Source organism: Cupriavidus sp. 2SB (genome assembly GCF_005503625.1).
In the GTDB taxonomy this organism is placed as follows: Bacteria; Pseudomonadota; Gammaproteobacteria; order Burkholderiales; family Burkholderiaceae; genus Cupriavidus.
Map to the genome: position 1 here is coordinate 27880 of NZ_SCMX01000033.1, position 15364 is coordinate 43243.

Here is a 15364-nt window from a genome sequence, read left to right on the forward strand (position 1 = left end):
GACCGCCGGCATGCCTTGATGGCGTGCCGATGGTTGTGAAGAACCCGCCGGAGACGGCGGGTTTTTTTTCGTCCTTCCCACCTCTCCGCAGCATCCCTCCACCTCGGGCACGAGCCCGATCGGGCTCAACCTCTGTCGCCTCTCGCCGATCCGCGTGACGGGCTCCATCCTTTATTCGTCTGATCCACGCCACGCACGGGGCTGATTCGACGCGGCTCGCGACTGTGCACGGGCGCACGCGCCTCGCGTCCGTCGAGTTCGCAGAAACGGGTACGCAATCCATCCTCCGCGTTTTGATCGCCGCAGAAATGGGTACGCCAGCCCGGCTTCAGAGTCGTGTCGCATCTGCGCAGAAACGGGTACGCTCGGCCCGCTTTTTGTCGCGGGTACGCCGTGGCAGGCTGCGCTTATCCCGCCTCACTTTTAGGCAGTCTGGTTATCCACGCAGAATCGGGTACGCCAGGTGCCTTTCCACCCTCAAGACCACATGTCAGAAAGTGCGGCGCAGAAACAGGTACGCAGTTGGCAGCCGTTGGTCCGCAGAAACGGGTACGGTGGGTGTTTCAGGAGACATGTCGTGGCACCTGCCGGGCAGCAGGTATACGTATACCGTCCGCAGAAACGGGTACGGTGCGGAAATGGCGACCGCTCGGTTTCACACCGCTAGTTGGCGGTAGCTTTCGCCGCAGACGATGTATACGCGGGCAATGTTGCCCATACATCATGGCGCCCGATCCAGCTTCACGCAGAATTGGGTACGCCCGGACAAATGCGAAGGCGCACCAGCCTCGCAGAAACAGGTACGCTTTTGCTTTCCCGATCCCGCCATGCGGGTATCCGCAGAAACGGGTACGCCGCAGAATTGGGTACGCACCGTCGAAAAATAGCGTCCAAGCCCTTTGTCGCAGAATTGGGTACGGAATCGGGCCGCCAGGCGTGCGGATTTCGCAATCCCAACGCAGTGGGCAAGAGCGTGCGCGCCAAAAACGTACCCGATTCTGCGTGGATAAGCGTCCCTACAGCGGGCACAAGACACGATCGGGAGGGGCGGCAAGCGCGGGGGCGCAGAAACGGGTACGCTTTTTATCGATCCCGCTGTGGAAAACCCTGTGAGATCAGCAGGTTATCCCCGCAGAATCCGGTTCGCTGTTTACGCTGAAACGGGTTCGCCCGGTCGCAGATTCGGGTTCGGCCCTTCGCAGAAACAGGTACAAAAGTGCGCAGAATCGGGTACGGAGAGGCATGTAAACCTGTTTGTAATCAACGCTGTTTTGTCTCCGTATACGGTTTACGAGTAGTTAACCCGTATCGGTATCGTTTACTTGTAGTGGATGAGCAGCCAACCGTGGACAACCCTGACGGGCTGCCCACCGTGTGTCTGTCATCTCGCCAGTCGCCGGATACCCGGCCAGGAAACAGACCGCTTCCAGGAAGCCCCTGTGGCAAGCGAGACGCTGAAAGCCCGGACGGCAGGAATGCACCAAGCGATCTCCTGCGCAAGAGCAGGCGCTGAAGTCGTGGCTCAACCGCAGCGAATCGGCATTGATCGCGTATACGTACCCGTTTCTGCGTGACAACGTATACGTGATCGCGTAAAAAGGCGGGTAATCCGAAATCACCAACATGCCGATCAAACGCTCTATGGCCTCCGAAGCGGAACGTGCCACGCTGGACGCCGACGTCGAACCGTCGCGCATCATCGTTCCTGGAAACGAGAGCGCCATCGTTCCGTCCGAAAAATTCCAGCGCCTGTTCGATGAAGCCCAGGCCATGGAACGCGAGGACGCGTGGCAAAGTGGCGAAGTCGGCTTCCTTAGCCGTGCCAGTGTGCAGGTCACGCTGCCCTATCGCGCGCCCAAGGGCGCGCCACCTGTGTGGACACGCACCAGCGGGAATATCTCGCTGATGATCCAGCCTGGCTACTTCACGCAGCAACGCGCGGAAAAGGCGGCAAATGGCAAGCAGAAACTGGTTTCCGAAACCGTTTCGCTAGGCTATCCGTACGGATCCTATCCACGGCTGATGCTGGCGTGGATCGGCAAGGAAATCATGGCCAAGAAGAAGCGCGGCGAGTTCACCGGCACGGTGGAGGATCGTCGCATTTCGCTTGGCAATTCCTTGTCCGAGTTCATGTACAACCTCGGCATTCCGATGGCGACGGGTGGCAAGCGCGGCACGATGACGCTGGTGCGCCAGCAGATGATCCGCTTGTTCTCGGCGACGATCGCCATCGTGCAGAACAAGTCGATCCAATTGCCGAATCAGCCGCCCAACCACGAGCCGATGTCGATCGACCGCGTGGGCTATCTGCTGGCCGACCAGTTGTCGACGTGGTGGGACCCGATGCAGCCGGGCCAAGGTTCGATGTTCGAGAGCTTTGTGGTGCTGTCTGAGCCGTTTTTCAACGAACTGGTGAATCGTCCGGTACCGGTCGATATGCGCGCGCTGAAGGCGCTCAAGCAGTCGCCATTTGCGCTGGACGTTTATTCGTGGCTGACCTACCGGTTCTTTACCATCCAGCGCCGCACGGAGATCCCGTGGGAAGCGCTGCAAATGCAGTTCGGGACCGAGACGGAGAGCGAGCGCAAGTTCCGTGCGTTGTTCCGCAAGGCTCTCAAGGATGTGCTGGTGGTCTATCCGGGCGCCAAGGTCGATGCTGACTCCTCGAAGGCGCTCATTCTGCAGCCGTCGCGCACGAGCGTGCGCAAGCTGGGCTGACAGCCTCCAACCGCGCTGCACAAACAAAAAAGGCAAGCGAGAGCTTGCCTTTTTTGCGTCACTGATCGGACCGGAGACCTCCCGCCTGACCAGCCACTGTGGTTCCGCTTACGCCGGCTTGATCGCCGAGGCTTGCAGACCCTTCGGTCCCTGCTTCACTTCGAACGTCACTCGCTGGCCGTCTTTCAGGGTCTTGAAGCCGGAACCCTGGATTTCGGAGAAGTGAGCGAACAGATCGGCGCCGCCATCATCGGGGGTAATGAAGCCGAAACCCTTGGTCTCGTTGAACCACTTGACCGTACCGGTTGCCATAACAGATTTCCTTTCGAAGCAAGTTCGTTTTACACAAAACGCAAACAACCGTTCAAGCACGCTGAGTTCTCGTAGATACCGAACGGAAGCCAACGAGGTAACACGACTTGACTCGACTGTAGCGGGCATCATAACCACAATGTGTTGCGGTGTCATGTGCGGCGTAATGCGCACCACCTTTACTTTAGGCGGATTCTCTACCGCTTTTCAAGAAGAAGAATCCCGCACAGTTGATGTAGCGAAATCTGCGCCTGACACGTGCCCTGCTTAAGGGGTATCCATTGCCCGGCGCCGTTTTACAGTGTTTTATTCAAATGCTCAGAAAAATGGGTTGTGGCGCAAAGTCGATTTCGCTAAAGTTCGGCTAACTGAACATCATCATCCGGCGCTTTCAGCGCTGAAAGTGAGACCGAAGTGCCGGCAAAAATCATCACCGTTTTCAACCAGAAGGGCGGCTGCGGCAAGACAACCGTCAGCATGCACCTTGCTGGAACGCTGGGGCTGCGTGGCGCGCGGTCCCTGCTTGTCGATATGGACGAGCAAGGCACTGCCACGCGCTGGGCAGCGCAAGCCAGCGATGAACGGCCGTTTCCCGCCTCGGTGATTGGTTTGGCTCCGTCCGGCGGTGCCATGCACCGGGAGGTTCGGAAGTTCATGAACGACTACGACTACATCGTGGTGGATTGCCCGCCTGCGGTACATTCGGCGGCGCCGTCGAGTGCCTTGCTGATTTCGGATTTGGCGATCATTCCGGTCGTACCGTCTCCGCCGGATCTTTGGGCAGCCGTGGCTGCCAAGACACTGGCGCAGCATGCCCAGGTACAGAATGAAACGCTGCAAATTCGGGTGGCGGCCAACATGGTTCAGCGCCGCGTCTCGATCGCGCGTCAGGCCATCGAGATTCTTGGCGACGATCCAGAGGTGCCGCTTCTGAACTCCATGGTCGGTTCGCGCTCGGCATTCCGCGAGTGCCTGGCCATGGGCTGCACCGTACACGGCGTACCGGGCGCGCGCGAAGCCATCCAGGAAGTGGACATGATGGTGGACGAGATACTGTCCCTGATTGAGTAATGGAATGACTACGAAATTGAAGAGCCTGAAGGCAGGCATGCTCGCCGGGATGGCGGCAGAAAAGACGCGGAACGACGCCGTCGATCGGTTTGCACGGGCCGAGGCCGCACTCTCTGACCATCCGAACGGCCTGTTGCAGGGCCAACGCGCGGGCCAGGCGGCGCAAACTTTCAGCGCTGAAAGTGAGGTGCAAGCGATGGAAGGGCGCGTGCTGGCGCGCATTCCCATCGCCCAGTTGCACGACAATCCCTTCAACGCCCGTCGCATTTATGATCCTGCCGTCGTGCAGGAACGCGCGGCGTCGATTGCCACGCACGGACAAAAAACGCCTGGTCTTGCTGCGCCGGATCCGACGCGACCCGGACACTTCATCCTCATCGACGGTCACTATCGCAAGCGTGCCCTGGCGTCAGCCGGCAAGCTCGAGATGGAATGCTTTGTCGAGAATGATCTCAGCGATCTCGACTTCTACCGTCTGTCGTTCCTGCTGAACGAACAGCGCTCCGACCAATCGGCGCTGGATAATGCCATCGCATGGCGTCAGCTGCTGGATGAGGGCAAGGTTCAAAAGGAAGACGAAATCTGTGAGCTGACAGGGATGTCGGCCGGCACGGTGAACAAGACGCTGGCGCTGTTGAAGCTGCCGGACTCCGTGATTGCCGTGATGCGTGAACGGCCGAGCGCCATCGGCATCGCGGCCGGGTACGAACTCACGCTGTACTTCAAGCTCGCAGGTGAGGACCGTACGCGCGAACTGGCGGGCCGGATCATGAACGACGGATTGTCCAGCCGCGAGGTGGAATCGATCCGGAAGCAGATGCAGGAAGGCAAGTCGCGCAAGGTCAAGGAAATCAGCCGCCAATACAAGATCCGTACTGAGTCTGGCCAACTGCTTGGCACGATCAAGGAATGGGATTCGGGCCGCGTGATGCTGGATGTGCAGCTCACCGACCGAAACGCGCGGGAAGACTTGCTGGAAGTCCTGAAGGCCCGCTTCGGCCTGGACAAGACGTTGCTTTAATTCAACCTGAGCCGGCCGGGCGAGAAGTCCGCCGGCACACCACCGTGCGCTGCGGCGAAGCGTTTCCAACTCGCACGCAAGAGCCGATCGAGGCCGCTTGCCGAGTAGCCCGCCAAGCGCTGCCCACGCTTGGCGCTCCCGCGCACGGTGTCTGGAAACGCTGTCGGCGCGAGCAGTGCGACTTCCGCATTCCAGTCGCGCTCGCCAAAGTCGGGCAGCCCTCGGTCAGCCCAGTGTTTGCGCAGTGCCTCCCACGCCTCAGGTTCCAGCAGCATAGGCTTCCGCCGTGCGGCGCTTTTGGCCGAGAGCGAGAGCCGGCCGCTGTCGCCAATCGCCTCCACATCTCCCAACCGTAGCGCCGCCAACTCCACGACCCGGACTCCATGGCGTGCAATCAGCAATGCGGCGGCAAGCGCGGCGCGCTGTTGTGGATTTGGGTTGTCCCGAGCGAGCCAGTCGAGGAATGCGGGGATGGGAAGCGACACGGTCAACGTATTCGCAACCGACACGCCCGGCGTTGCATTTGAAACGTTCAGCGCGTGTCTTGCCTCTCCCAGTGACCCGATGCCGGACCGTGCAGGTTCGCCAGCCCGGCGACGAATTTCCTTGAGCAGCACCCGCGCCACCCGCAGCGATGCCGCACAAGAACTCGCCCGCAACGGTCCTTCGAATGGACGCCAATGCATCTTGTCACGAGGACTGGCGGGGCCGCACCAGAAGGCCGAAGGCTGGGGGTCTGCAAGAAAGGCGTGATACGAGGCAAGCGATTCACCATTCAGGTCTCGCAATGACAGTCCGTTCCGCCCTGCCCAGAGCAGCAGCCGCTCCGCTTCGCGTCGATAGCTCAGCCACGTGTTGCGTGACTGATGCGTGTTCAGCCAGTCGCCGACCCATGCCAGTTCCAGACTGAACGGCGGCGCTGGCAACATCGATTCAAAGGGTACGGGATACGCCATCGAAGGCCCCAATGGACAAGCAATAAGTGCCTTTAAAGGCGTATTATCCCCAGGCGAGCGCACAAAAGTCCGCAGCCGCATCCCAGCGCCGTCGTCGTTGGCGCGCAGCCATCTGACGATGGTTTCCGCGGAATGGCGCCCAATCCTTGGCACGTGACGCCACCAACTGCTGCCCCGGCGATTGGCCAGTGCAACCAGATCCGCCACGGTACGCAATTCCGCTGCCACCATGCGGCGAGCCAGGCTGGGGCCGAACCAGAGCGTCACCGGATGCGTCGGTAACGGTCGGCCTTGCCCAAGCTGCTCGATCGACGAGAGCGCCTCTACCCGGCGCGACATCCCGGTATCGGAGCGCCCGCGCAGCGCTTCGAACATTTCTGCGATATCGGGACGGTCATGCTGCAGCGCAAACTGCACCAACCGGTCGCGCAGCGCCAGGATGCGCTGAATCGCCTGATGTTCGGTCAGATCCTCGTCATCGTCCGGATCCACCAGATACCGATTGGCGATATCCACCGGCCGCATGCCCTGCGCATAGGCCCGCACCACCGCAAATTCGGTGCGCGTGAGCTTGGTTGCCGCCAGCGTATCGCGATCATCCGCCATGTTTGGCCACGTCCCCTTTCGTCCGTAAGTGATTGAATTGCAACAACAATCGGCAGGTGCCGAAATGATCCGGGCCAATCTGCCAACCAAAGTGCAATGTAAATTATTTTTGGACAAAAGGCGAGGGTGACGTGGCCGCGCCGAAAGTTTCAGTTGAGAGAAACGCAAGCGATCCGTCCCGAAAACTCGTTTGTCGACGCACTGGCCACCGACCACTATCCAGTCACCGCACGGCCATGCACCCCCTCGACAAAGGAGACTCTCGTGTCCAGCACGACCCCCAACCTCTGGAGTTCCGACTCCCCGCCCGCGCTGCAAGCGTCGCGTCATCACACCACCGGCGCGTGGCGATTCCCCGCCGTGGCGGAACACTCGCCGCTCGCGTCGCAATACGCCACGGTGCCCGTGCACGGCAGCGGCGCGGTCTACAGCTTCACCGTCATCCATCCCGCGCCGAAGACCGGGCTCCCGCCCTACGCGTTGGGCTATGTCGATTTCGATGGTCCGTTGCGTGTATTCGGCCGACTCGAAGGCAAAGACCGCCCGACGATTGGCGCCCGCTACGTGCCCGTGTCCAGCGACACCTTCGGCTACGTGTTCCAGGCAGTGCAGGACTGAACAGGATCAAGATCATGCAGGACATCTACATTTCCGGCGGCGCGATGACGACGTTCGGGCGACATACCGGCGTCATGGCGCCGGAGCTGGCGCAGCGCGCCATTCTGGATGCGGTGAAGGATGCGCGTATCGAACTGGCCGATATCGAGGCGGTCTACTGCGCCAACGTGCTCGGCGGCATGATCCTGGGGCAATTGATCGTGCGCGATCTCGGCCTGCAGGGCATTCCGGTCTACAACGTGGAGAACGCCTGCGCGAGCGGCGCCACGGGCGTCCATCTTGCGCGCCATGCATTGCTGGCGCAGCAGTACAAGACCGTACTCGTCTTCGGTATCGAACAACTGACCGCCTTGGGTGGCGGCACGATCCCGATGCAGCGCAACGACGATATGACCGATCTCTACGCCTCGGCGGGCATGGTGCTGCCGGCGGTCTACGCCATGCGTGGCACGCGGTTCCTGCACGAGCGGGATGCCACCGCCGTGGACCTTGCCACGGTGGCGGTGAAGAATCGCCGCCATGGCGCGCTGAACCCCTACGCGCAGCAACGCACCGAGACCACGGTCGAGGAGGTGCTTGCGTCGCGCATGATTGCCGATCCGCTGACGCTGCTGCAGTGCTGCCCATCACAGGTGGATGGCGCGGCGGCGGCGATCATGACCACGCGACGGCCCGAGGGATATCGCCCGGTGCGCGTGCTGTCATCGGTGGTGGTATCGGGCATCCGCGAAGGTGCCGATGACGACATCCTCGATGCCGAGATCACGGCACGCGCCGCGCGGCAGGCCTATGAACAGGCGGGTCTCGGTCCCAGGGATATAAATGTCGTGGAGCTGCACGACGCCTTCACGATTGCCGAACTGCTGTACTACGAGGCATTGGGACTGGCGGCTCCGGGCGAAGCGGTGCCGTTGCTGCGCTCGGGTGCAACGCGACTCGGTGGACGTGTGCCTGTCAATCCAAGCGGCGGCCTGCTCGCCAAGGGCCACCCACTCGGCGCCACAGGCATCGCGCAGATGGTGGAAATCATGTGGCAGTTGCAGGAACGCGCCGCTGGCCGGCAGGTGGCCGATGCACGGATCGGCCTGACGCAATGCACCGGTGGCGGCATCGCCGGCGTGGACCATGCCGCATCGTCGGTGCATGTGCTGGGAGTCTGAGATGAACACACCTTCCACAGATACGTGCCAGGTAGCGGTAGTCACGGGCGCCGCACGCGGCATCGGGCTTGGCATCGCTACCGCGCTGGCAGACCAGGGCATGGCCGTGGCCTTGTTCGACCGAGACGCGGCGGCATTGTCCGATGCCGTCGCAGGATTGATTCACGCGGGCCATCGCGCCATGGGTGTGACGGTGGACCTGACCGAGTCCGCAGCGGTCAACGCCGCGTTCGAGCACGTAACCAGCACGATGGGGCGCATCGACTGCCTCGTGAACAACGCGGGCGTCGTGCGTGACATGCGTTTCCTGAAAATGCGCGACGAGGACTGGGATCTTGTGGTCGATACCAACCTGCGCTCGCAGTTCCTGTGCTGCCGCGCGGCGTTGCCGGGCATGGTGGAGCGCGGCTATGGGCGCATCGTGAACATCTCGTCGCGCGCATGGCTCGGCGGATTCGGGCAGGCCAACTACTCGGCAGCAAAAGGCGGCGTGGTCAGTCTGACGCGCTCGCTGGCCATCGAGTTCGCATCGCAGGGCATCACCGTGAACGCCGTGGCGCCGGGCATCGTCGACACGCCGTTGTTCCGCAACTTCGCGCCCGAGGTGCAGACGCGTTTGCAGAAGTCGGTGCCGGCGCAGCGGATCGGCACGGCGGACGATATCGCCAACGCGGTGCGTTTCTTCGCGAGTCCCGGCGCGTCGTACGTCACGGGCCAGACGCTGTATGTCTGCGGTGGCCGCAGCCTGTCGTCGCCTAGCGTGTAGGGGGATGCGATGACCGTACATCTGCACATCGAAGGTCACGTCGCGCTAATGACGATAGACCGGCCCGACGCGCTCAACGCGCTCGACATCCCCACGTTGCATCAGCTACGCCAGCACCTGTGCGAAATCAGGGACCGCGCCGACATCCACGTCGCCGTGCTCACCGGCAGCGGTACGCGTGCGTTCTGCGCGGGCGCCGATCTGAAGGGCACGCAGGTATCGCCAGCCAGCTATGCGGAGGCGATGTTCCACGCACCGGACGTCGCCGCCGAACGTGGCTTGTATATCCGGTTGATGGATCTGAGCGGCTTGCAGTGTGCAAAGCCGTTGATCGCGGCGATCAACGGACACTGCCTCGGTGCGGGTCTGGAGATCGCGCTGCAATGCGAGTTGCGCATCGCATCGACGCAAGCCAGCTTCGGACTGCCCGAGGTGCGCGTGGGGTCGATCCCCGCCGTATCCGGTCTGCATCGACTGTTGAAAGCGGTGCCATCCGCGCACGCGATGCAGATGGTGCTGACAGGGGATCGTATCGATGCGGAAGCCGCTGCACGGATCGGACTGGTATCGGAAACCGTGGCGCCCGATGCCTTGCTCGATCGCGCGCTCGCCCTTGCACACAGGATTGCCGACAACGCGCCACTAGCAGTGCAAGCGGTAAAGAAGCTCTCGCGCCAGACGGCGCACCTGTCCGACGCCGACGCGCAGGATCTGACCGAACTTTATTGGGGCGCGCTGCGCGACACCGATGACCGGATCGAAGGACGCAAGGCGTTTGCAGAAAAACGAACACCCCGCTTCGTTGGCCGCTAGGCTACAAGAACACACCCATACCGATACCAATATCAAGGAGACAACCATGCACCCATTCATGCGAAAGCTGACGCGCACCGTTCTGACGATGATCGCCGTCGGCGCCACGGCCACGGCTTCCGCGCAGGCGCCGTTTCCCTCGAAGCCGATCACGATCGTCGTACCGTTCGCACCGGGCGGCGGGAATGACATTCTTGCGCGGCTGATCGCGCCGAAGATGTCGCAGCAACTGGGCCAGCCCGTCATCATCGAGAACAAGCCAGGTGCCGGGGGCAACCTCGGCGCCGACTACGTGGCGCATGCCGCGCCCGATGGCTACACGCTCGTGATTGCATCGAGCCAGGTCACGATGAATCCCTACCTGGGCATGAAGGTGCCCTTCAACATCGAGCGCGATTTCGAACCGGTGGGACGCATCGGCTCGGTGCCACTGGTGCTCGTGTCGAACATGACGCAGCCGTATCGCACCTTGAAAGAGTTTGTCGACTACACGCGCGCCAATCCGGGCAAGGTGAGTTACAGCAGCCCCGGCCCGGGCACGCCGCAACATCTGGCCGGTGAAGTGTTTGCCAAACTCAATCACACCGAACTGCTGCACGTACCCTATCGCGGCACGGGTCCGTCGATTGCGGATCTGATGGGCAATCAGGTGCAGGTGTCGTTCGCCACGTTTGCATCGGTGATCCAGTACGTGCGCGCGGGCAAGCTGCGTGCGCTCGGCATCGCAGGGCAGCAGCGCACGCAACTGATGCCCGAGCTGCCGGCGTTCTCCGAAGCTGGACTCAAGGGCTACGAAGCCGAACTCTGGTACAGCCTGCTGGCCCCGGCCAAGACGCCGCGTCCCGTGGTGGATCGCATCAACGCCGCGATGATGGCCGCGCTGAAGTCGCCCGACCTGGCCGATCAGTTCACGAAGCAGGGCTTCGAGGTCAAGGGCTCCACGCCGGACGAACTGAAGACCTACATCACGCGGGAGCTCGCGCGCTGGCAGCGTGTGATCACCGAGAACAACATCAAGGTGGCGATGTGACCAACATGAACGATGCGCTCGACAATCCGCTGCTCGAATCGCTCGGTATCCGGCTGGCGAGCGTCGCGCCCGGCGCGTGTACGTTTGAACTCGATATCGAGCCACGTCACCTGAACCGTCAGCGCACGCTGCAGGGCGGTGTCAGTGCCACGCTGCTCGATGCCGCATGCGGCTACGCAGGTTTGCAACAGGGCGATGGCGAACTGGGCAATGCGGTGACATTGATGTTGTCGATCAGCTATCTCGGCAAGGTGAGCGCAGGCCGGGTGCGCGCAACCGCCACGGTGACGCGTGCGGGCCGCAGCATCTATTTCTCGTCGGCCGAGCTGATCGACGAAACGGGTGCGCTGATCGCGACGGCGCAAGGCACGTTCAAGCGTGCAGGAGGCAACGACCATGCTCGGTAATGCACTGGAAGGCGTGACCGTCATCGACTTCACGCAGATTGCTGCGGGACCGGTCTCCACGATGCTGCTGGCCGACATGGGCGCGCGCGTGATCAAGGTGGAACCACCCCACGGCGAGATGGGGCGCGGATTGGGGCCGGGCTGGATCGGCGATGACAGCGCGCTGTTTCACGGCTTCAATCGCAACAAGCAGGGTGTGTCGATCGATCTGAAGACAGATGCGGGTGCAGAGGTGGCGCACCGATTGATCGCTGGCGCCGACATCGTGGTGGAAAGCATGCGGCCCGGCGTGATGGCTCGCCTCGGCCTCGGTCCCGCCGAACTCTGCACCAAACAACCGGCACTGATCTACTGCTCGATTTCCGCATATGGGCAGGAAGGCCCATACGCGCAGCATGCGGGTGTGGATGGCATCCTGCAGGCCGATGCGGGACTCATGAGCCTGATCGGCACACCCGGCAGCGAGCCATGCAAGGTGCAGGCGCCCGTGGTGGATGTGATGACGGGCTATATCGCCGCGCTCGGCATCGTGTCGAAACTGGCGCAGCGTGCGCGCGATGGTCGGGGCGGTCATCTCGATGTCAATCTGTTCAACGCTGCGCTGGCGCTGCAGCAGTCGTCGCTGACGTCGTATCTGGCCGATGCGCAGTTGCCGGTGCGCGCGGGAAGCGCGGCACCGTACGCCGCGCCGAATCAGGCATTCCGCACTGCCGATGGCTGGATCATGGTGGCGGCTTACATGCCTGATCGGTGGCGCAGGCTGTGCGAAATCCTGAAGCTCGACGCCATGATCGACGATCCGCGCTTCGCGACCTCGCCGCAGCGTGTGGCCCATCGTACGGAGATGGTGGAGCGATTGACGGCGGTCTTCGCCACGCGCACCACCGATGCGTGGATCGATACGCTGCAACAGGCCGACATCCTGTGCGCGCGCGTGGCGACCTATGACGATGTGGTGGCGCATCCGCAAGCCGCCGCGAATCGCATGATCGTGCAGGCCGAGCACCCCGTGCATGGCACGATTCGCATGCCGGGCTTCCCGATCTCCAGCAGCAGTGCCCATGCACGCACCGTGCGGCCAGCGCCGAGGTGCGGCGAACATACGTCAGCGGTGCTGCGCGAATTCGGCTATGGCGAAGCGGAGATCCGTGCGATGCGTGAGGCCGCCGTCATACATGGCGTCGAAGCCTAGCTGTCAGCGCTTTCCCCGAACTGCGCGAGCAGCCATTTTCGGAACGTCGCCATGCTCGGGCTTTCCTTGCGATCCGATGGCGTGAGCAGGTAGTACGTGAAATCGCCCATGTCCACGACTTTGCGGAACGGTGCGACGAGCTTGCCCGAGGCGAGGTCGTCTTCCACGAGAAAGCGCTGCGCGATGGCGAAGCCCTGGCCTTCGAGCGCCGCCGCGTAGGCCATGGCGGAACTCTGGTACGTCATGCCGCTGCGTGAGTCCACCTCGCCCTCGGCCTTCGAGGCGGCCAGCCAGAACGCCCAGTCATCGGGGCGTGCAATCGAATGGAGCAGCACCTGGCGCTGCAGGTCGCCCGCCTTGCGTACGGCCGTTGCCAGCGCGGGGCTGCATACCGGTGTGAGCACGTTGCTGACAAGCCGGTACGTGTTGACGTCCGGCCACTTGCCATCGCCAAGACGGATCGCGCCGTCGATGTCCTCGCGCCGGAAATCGACGGGATCGAGCGATGCGGTGAGCAGGACTTCGATCCCGCGATTGGCTGCATGAAAACTGGAGAGACGCGGAATCAGCCAGCGCATGGCGAACGTGGTGTACGCGCGAATCTTGAGTTGCGTGCGGCGCGTACGCCGTGTGAGGCGCGAGGTGGCATCGCGCAGCGCATCCATTGCCTTGGTCACGCCGCGGTAATACTCCTCGCCCGCACGCGTCAGCGTGATTTGTCGATGGCCGCGCACGAGCAACTGAAGACCCAACGCATCTTCCAGCGTGCGCACTTGTCGGCTCACGGCGCCGGGCGTGACGTGCAGCTCTTCGGCGGCAACCGTGATGCTGAGGCGGCGCGCCACGACCTCGAAGGCACGAATGGCATTGAGCGGGGGCAGTCGATCCATGGCGCGGATTCTGGCATGCGCTTGAGAAATCCTCAATCGAGGGATTGCACCGATCCGGCGCACATGGACACGCGGCGTGAAGCCATGTCCGTACATTCTTGCATTCGCTGAAAGTCTGAATAAAGTAAGAGCGGCAACCGCGCCGGACCTGCGCGCTGCACATGACAAGTGTGCAATGCGGGTAGCACGTGCGCACCGAAAGGAGAACAAGCCATGGACGACCCCACGAACGTGCCCGTCGAAGGCGGAGCGCCGGTGCCTGCCCCTGCACCGCCGACCGTCGCGCTTGAAGCGATGGCGGACGGGACGCATGTTGTCTCGCTGACCGTCAACGGCACCGCGTGCCGGCTCACCGTACCCGCCAATGCCATCCTGCTCGATGCACTGCGCGACCAGCTTCATCTCACCGGCACCAAGAAAGGTTGCGACCACGGCCAGTGCGGTGCCTGCACGCTGATCGTCAACGGCGTGACCGTGAACAGTTGCCTCTCGCTGGCGGTCATGCACGACGGCGACGACATCCTGACCATCGAGGGCCTGTCTTCAGGCGGCGCACTGCATCCGGTGCAGCAGGCGTTCTGGGATCACGACGCCTACCAGTGCGGCTACTGCACTGCGGGGCAGATGATGAGTGCGGTGGGCGTCCTGCAGGACAAGCGGATTCCCGCCGACGATGCATCGGTGCGCGAGGCGATGAGCGGCAATATCTGCCGCTGCGGGGCCTACCGGAACATCGTGACCGCCATCCAGGATGCGCGTGCCAAGCGTACAGGGAGCGCCTGATGCGAAACTTCGACTATGCACGCGCGGCCGATGTGGAACAGGCCATTGCCATGCACGCCCGGGCGGGCGATACCGTGTATCTGGCCGGTGGCACCACGCTGCTCGACCTGATGAAGCTCGATGTCATGCGGCCCGCGCATGTCGTGGACATCCACAAGCTCGGACTGGACCAGATCGAACTGCTCGATGGCGGCCGTGTGCGGATCGGCGCGATGGTCAGCAATACCGACCTCGCGCGCCACGACCACATCGCTCAGCACTACCCTGCCTTGTCCCAGGCCATTCTCTCGGGCGCCAGCACGCAATTGCGCAACAAGGCCACCACGGGCGGCAACGTCATGCAGCGCGTGCGTTGCGGCTATTTCCGCGATGGCGTGTCGCCTTGCAACAAGCGTGAGCCGGGATCGGGATGTTCCGCCGTCGACGGATTGAATCGCAACGTCCATGCGGTGCTTGGCGGCAGCGCGCAGTGCATTGCCGCGCATCCCTCCGATATGTGCGTGGCGATGGTGGCCATCGGCACCTCGGTGCAGATACAGGGGCCGCAAGGGCGGCGCGAAGTCCCGCTCGCGGATTTTCACCTGCTGCCGGGCGATACGCCCTGGAAGGAGCACGCCCTCGAACCCGGCGAGATCATCACGCACGTCACGCTGGACCCGCCGATGCCTGACAGCCGCTCGGCGTATCTGAAGCTGCGCGACCGGGGCTCGTACCAGTTCGCGCTCGCATCGAGTGCAGTGGTGATCGCCCTCGATGGCACGACCGTGCGCGATATCCGTATCGCGCTGGGCGGTGTCACGACCAAGCCGTGGCGCGCGGAGAACGCGGAAGCGGTGCTGCGCGGCAAGTCTATCGACGATGCACGGATTCGCGACGCTGCCGCAGCGGCGATGTCCGGCGCGCAGTCGTATGGGCAGAACGGCTTCAAGCTGCTGCTCGGCCAGCAGGCGGTGATCCGCAACCTGTCGCGCTTCATGGCGTAATACGCCTGCCCGCCCTTTCCCTTTCTTTCGGGAGATTC

The 15364-nt window shown here is 62.7% G+C and carries 16 protein-coding genes; 12 read left to right on the plus strand and 4 right to left on the minus strand.

Annotated elements, in window-relative coordinates; genetic code table 11:
- Positions 1–1623 precede the first annotated feature (1623 nt).
- The gene (locus FFS21_RS16675; RefSeq protein ID WP_137925896.1) at positions 1624–2718 is read left to right on the plus strand and encodes a replication protein RepA; all 1095 of its coding nucleotides are present in this window, start codon (positions 1624–1626) and stop codon (positions 2716–2718) included.
- A 108-nt stretch (positions 2719–2826) separates the two neighbouring features.
- Here FFS21_RS16675 and FFS21_RS16680 read toward each other — a convergent pair whose 3' ends face one another.
- Together FFS21_RS16680 and FFS21_RS32705 are read right to left on the minus strand one after the other, a co-directional pair.
- Positions 2827–3030 (minus strand): cold-shock protein, encoded by a 204-nt coding sequence (locus tag FFS21_RS16680; RefSeq protein WP_006159056.1) that lies wholly within the window; start codon positions 3028–3030, stop codon positions 2827–2829.
- Between the two features lie 353 nt (positions 3031–3383).
- A complete protein-coding gene (locus tag FFS21_RS32705; protein ID WP_283205144.1) occupies positions 3384–3509 on the minus strand; it encodes a hypothetical protein in 126 nt (41 codons plus the stop codon).
- Here FFS21_RS32705 and FFS21_RS16685 point away from each other — a divergent pair.
- The gene (locus FFS21_RS16685; protein ID WP_249359451.1) at positions 3457–4101 is read left to right on the plus strand and encodes an AAA family ATPase; all 645 of its coding nucleotides are present in this window, start codon (positions 3457–3459) and stop codon (positions 4099–4101) included. The genes FFS21_RS32705 and FFS21_RS16685 overlap by 53 nt on opposite strands.
- 4 nt (positions 4102–4105) lie before the next feature.
- A complete protein-coding gene (locus FFS21_RS16690; RefSeq protein WP_137925898.1) occupies positions 4106–5122 on the plus strand; it encodes a ParB/RepB/Spo0J family partition protein in 1017 nt (338 codons plus the stop codon).
- Here the strand turns inward: FFS21_RS16690 and FFS21_RS16695 are convergent.
- Positions 5119–6684 carry a phage integrase family protein gene (locus FFS21_RS16695; RefSeq protein ID WP_137925899.1) on the minus strand — a complete coding sequence of 522 codons (1566 nt, stop codon included), beginning with the start codon at positions 6682–6684 and terminating at the stop codon, positions 5119–5121. The two genes, FFS21_RS16690 and FFS21_RS16695, sit on opposite strands and share 4 nt — an antisense overlap.
- 264 nt (positions 6685–6948) lie before the next feature.
- On the opposite strand from FFS21_RS16695, the gene FFS21_RS16700 reads away from it, so the two are divergent.
- From FFS21_RS16700 to FFS21_RS16730, 7 genes are read left to right on the plus strand one after another with little or no spacing between them, the layout of a single operon-like run.
- A complete protein-coding gene (locus tag FFS21_RS16700) occupies positions 6949–7302 on the plus strand; it encodes a Zn-ribbon domain-containing OB-fold protein (protein WP_137925900.1) in 354 nt (117 codons plus the stop codon).
- A gap of 14 nt (positions 7303–7316) precedes the next feature.
- A complete protein-coding gene (locus FFS21_RS16705) occupies positions 7317–8462 on the plus strand; it encodes a thiolase family protein (protein WP_137925901.1) in 1146 nt (381 codons plus the stop codon).
- Between the two features lies 1 nt (position 8463).
- Positions 8464–9228: an SDR family NAD(P)-dependent oxidoreductase gene (locus tag FFS21_RS16710; protein WP_137925902.1), complete on the plus strand. Its 765-nt coding sequence runs from the start codon at positions 8464–8466 to the stop codon at positions 9226–9228.
- A gap of 9 nt (positions 9229–9237) precedes the next feature.
- Positions 9238–10041, plus strand: coding sequence for an enoyl-CoA hydratase/isomerase family protein (locus FFS21_RS16715; RefSeq protein ID WP_137925903.1), 804 nt, complete (start codon positions 9238–9240; stop codon positions 10039–10041).
- Between the two features lie 46 nt (positions 10042–10087).
- The gene (locus tag FFS21_RS16720) at positions 10088–11071 is read left to right on the plus strand and encodes a Bug family tripartite tricarboxylate transporter substrate binding protein (protein WP_249359447.1); all 984 of its coding nucleotides are present in this window, start codon (positions 10088–10090) and stop codon (positions 11069–11071) included.
- A 5-nt stretch (positions 11072–11076) separates the two neighbouring features.
- Complete coding sequence (locus tag FFS21_RS16725; RefSeq protein ID WP_137925929.1) at positions 11077–11478, plus strand: PaaI family thioesterase; 402 nt, start codon at positions 11077–11079, stop codon at positions 11476–11478.
- Complete coding sequence (locus FFS21_RS16730; protein ID WP_137925904.1) at positions 11468–12670, plus strand: CaiB/BaiF CoA transferase family protein; 1203 nt, start codon at positions 11468–11470, stop codon at positions 12668–12670. Before FFS21_RS16725 ends, FFS21_RS16730 begins: the two co-directional genes overlap by 11 nt.
- On the opposite strand, the gene gcvA is transcribed toward FFS21_RS16730, so the two are convergent.
- Complete coding sequence (gene gcvA / locus FFS21_RS16735; RefSeq protein WP_137925905.1) at positions 12667–13560, minus strand: transcriptional regulator GcvA; 894 nt, start codon at positions 13558–13560, stop codon at positions 12667–12669. The genes FFS21_RS16730 and gcvA overlap by 4 nt on opposite strands.
- A 213-nt stretch (positions 13561–13773) precedes the next feature.
- Here gcvA and FFS21_RS16740 point away from each other — a divergent pair, with 213 nt between their 5' ends.
- A complete protein-coding gene (locus tag FFS21_RS16740) occupies positions 13774–14343 on the plus strand; it encodes a (2Fe-2S)-binding protein (protein ID WP_137925906.1) in 570 nt (189 codons plus the stop codon).
- Positions 14343–15326 carry an FAD binding domain-containing protein gene (locus tag FFS21_RS16745; protein ID WP_137925907.1) on the plus strand — a complete coding sequence of 328 codons (984 nt, stop codon included), beginning with the start codon at positions 14343–14345 and terminating at the stop codon, positions 15324–15326. The genes FFS21_RS16740 and FFS21_RS16745 overlap by 1 nt, the downstream gene beginning before the upstream one ends.
- The last annotated feature ends 38 nt before the right edge of the window (positions 15327–15364 follow it).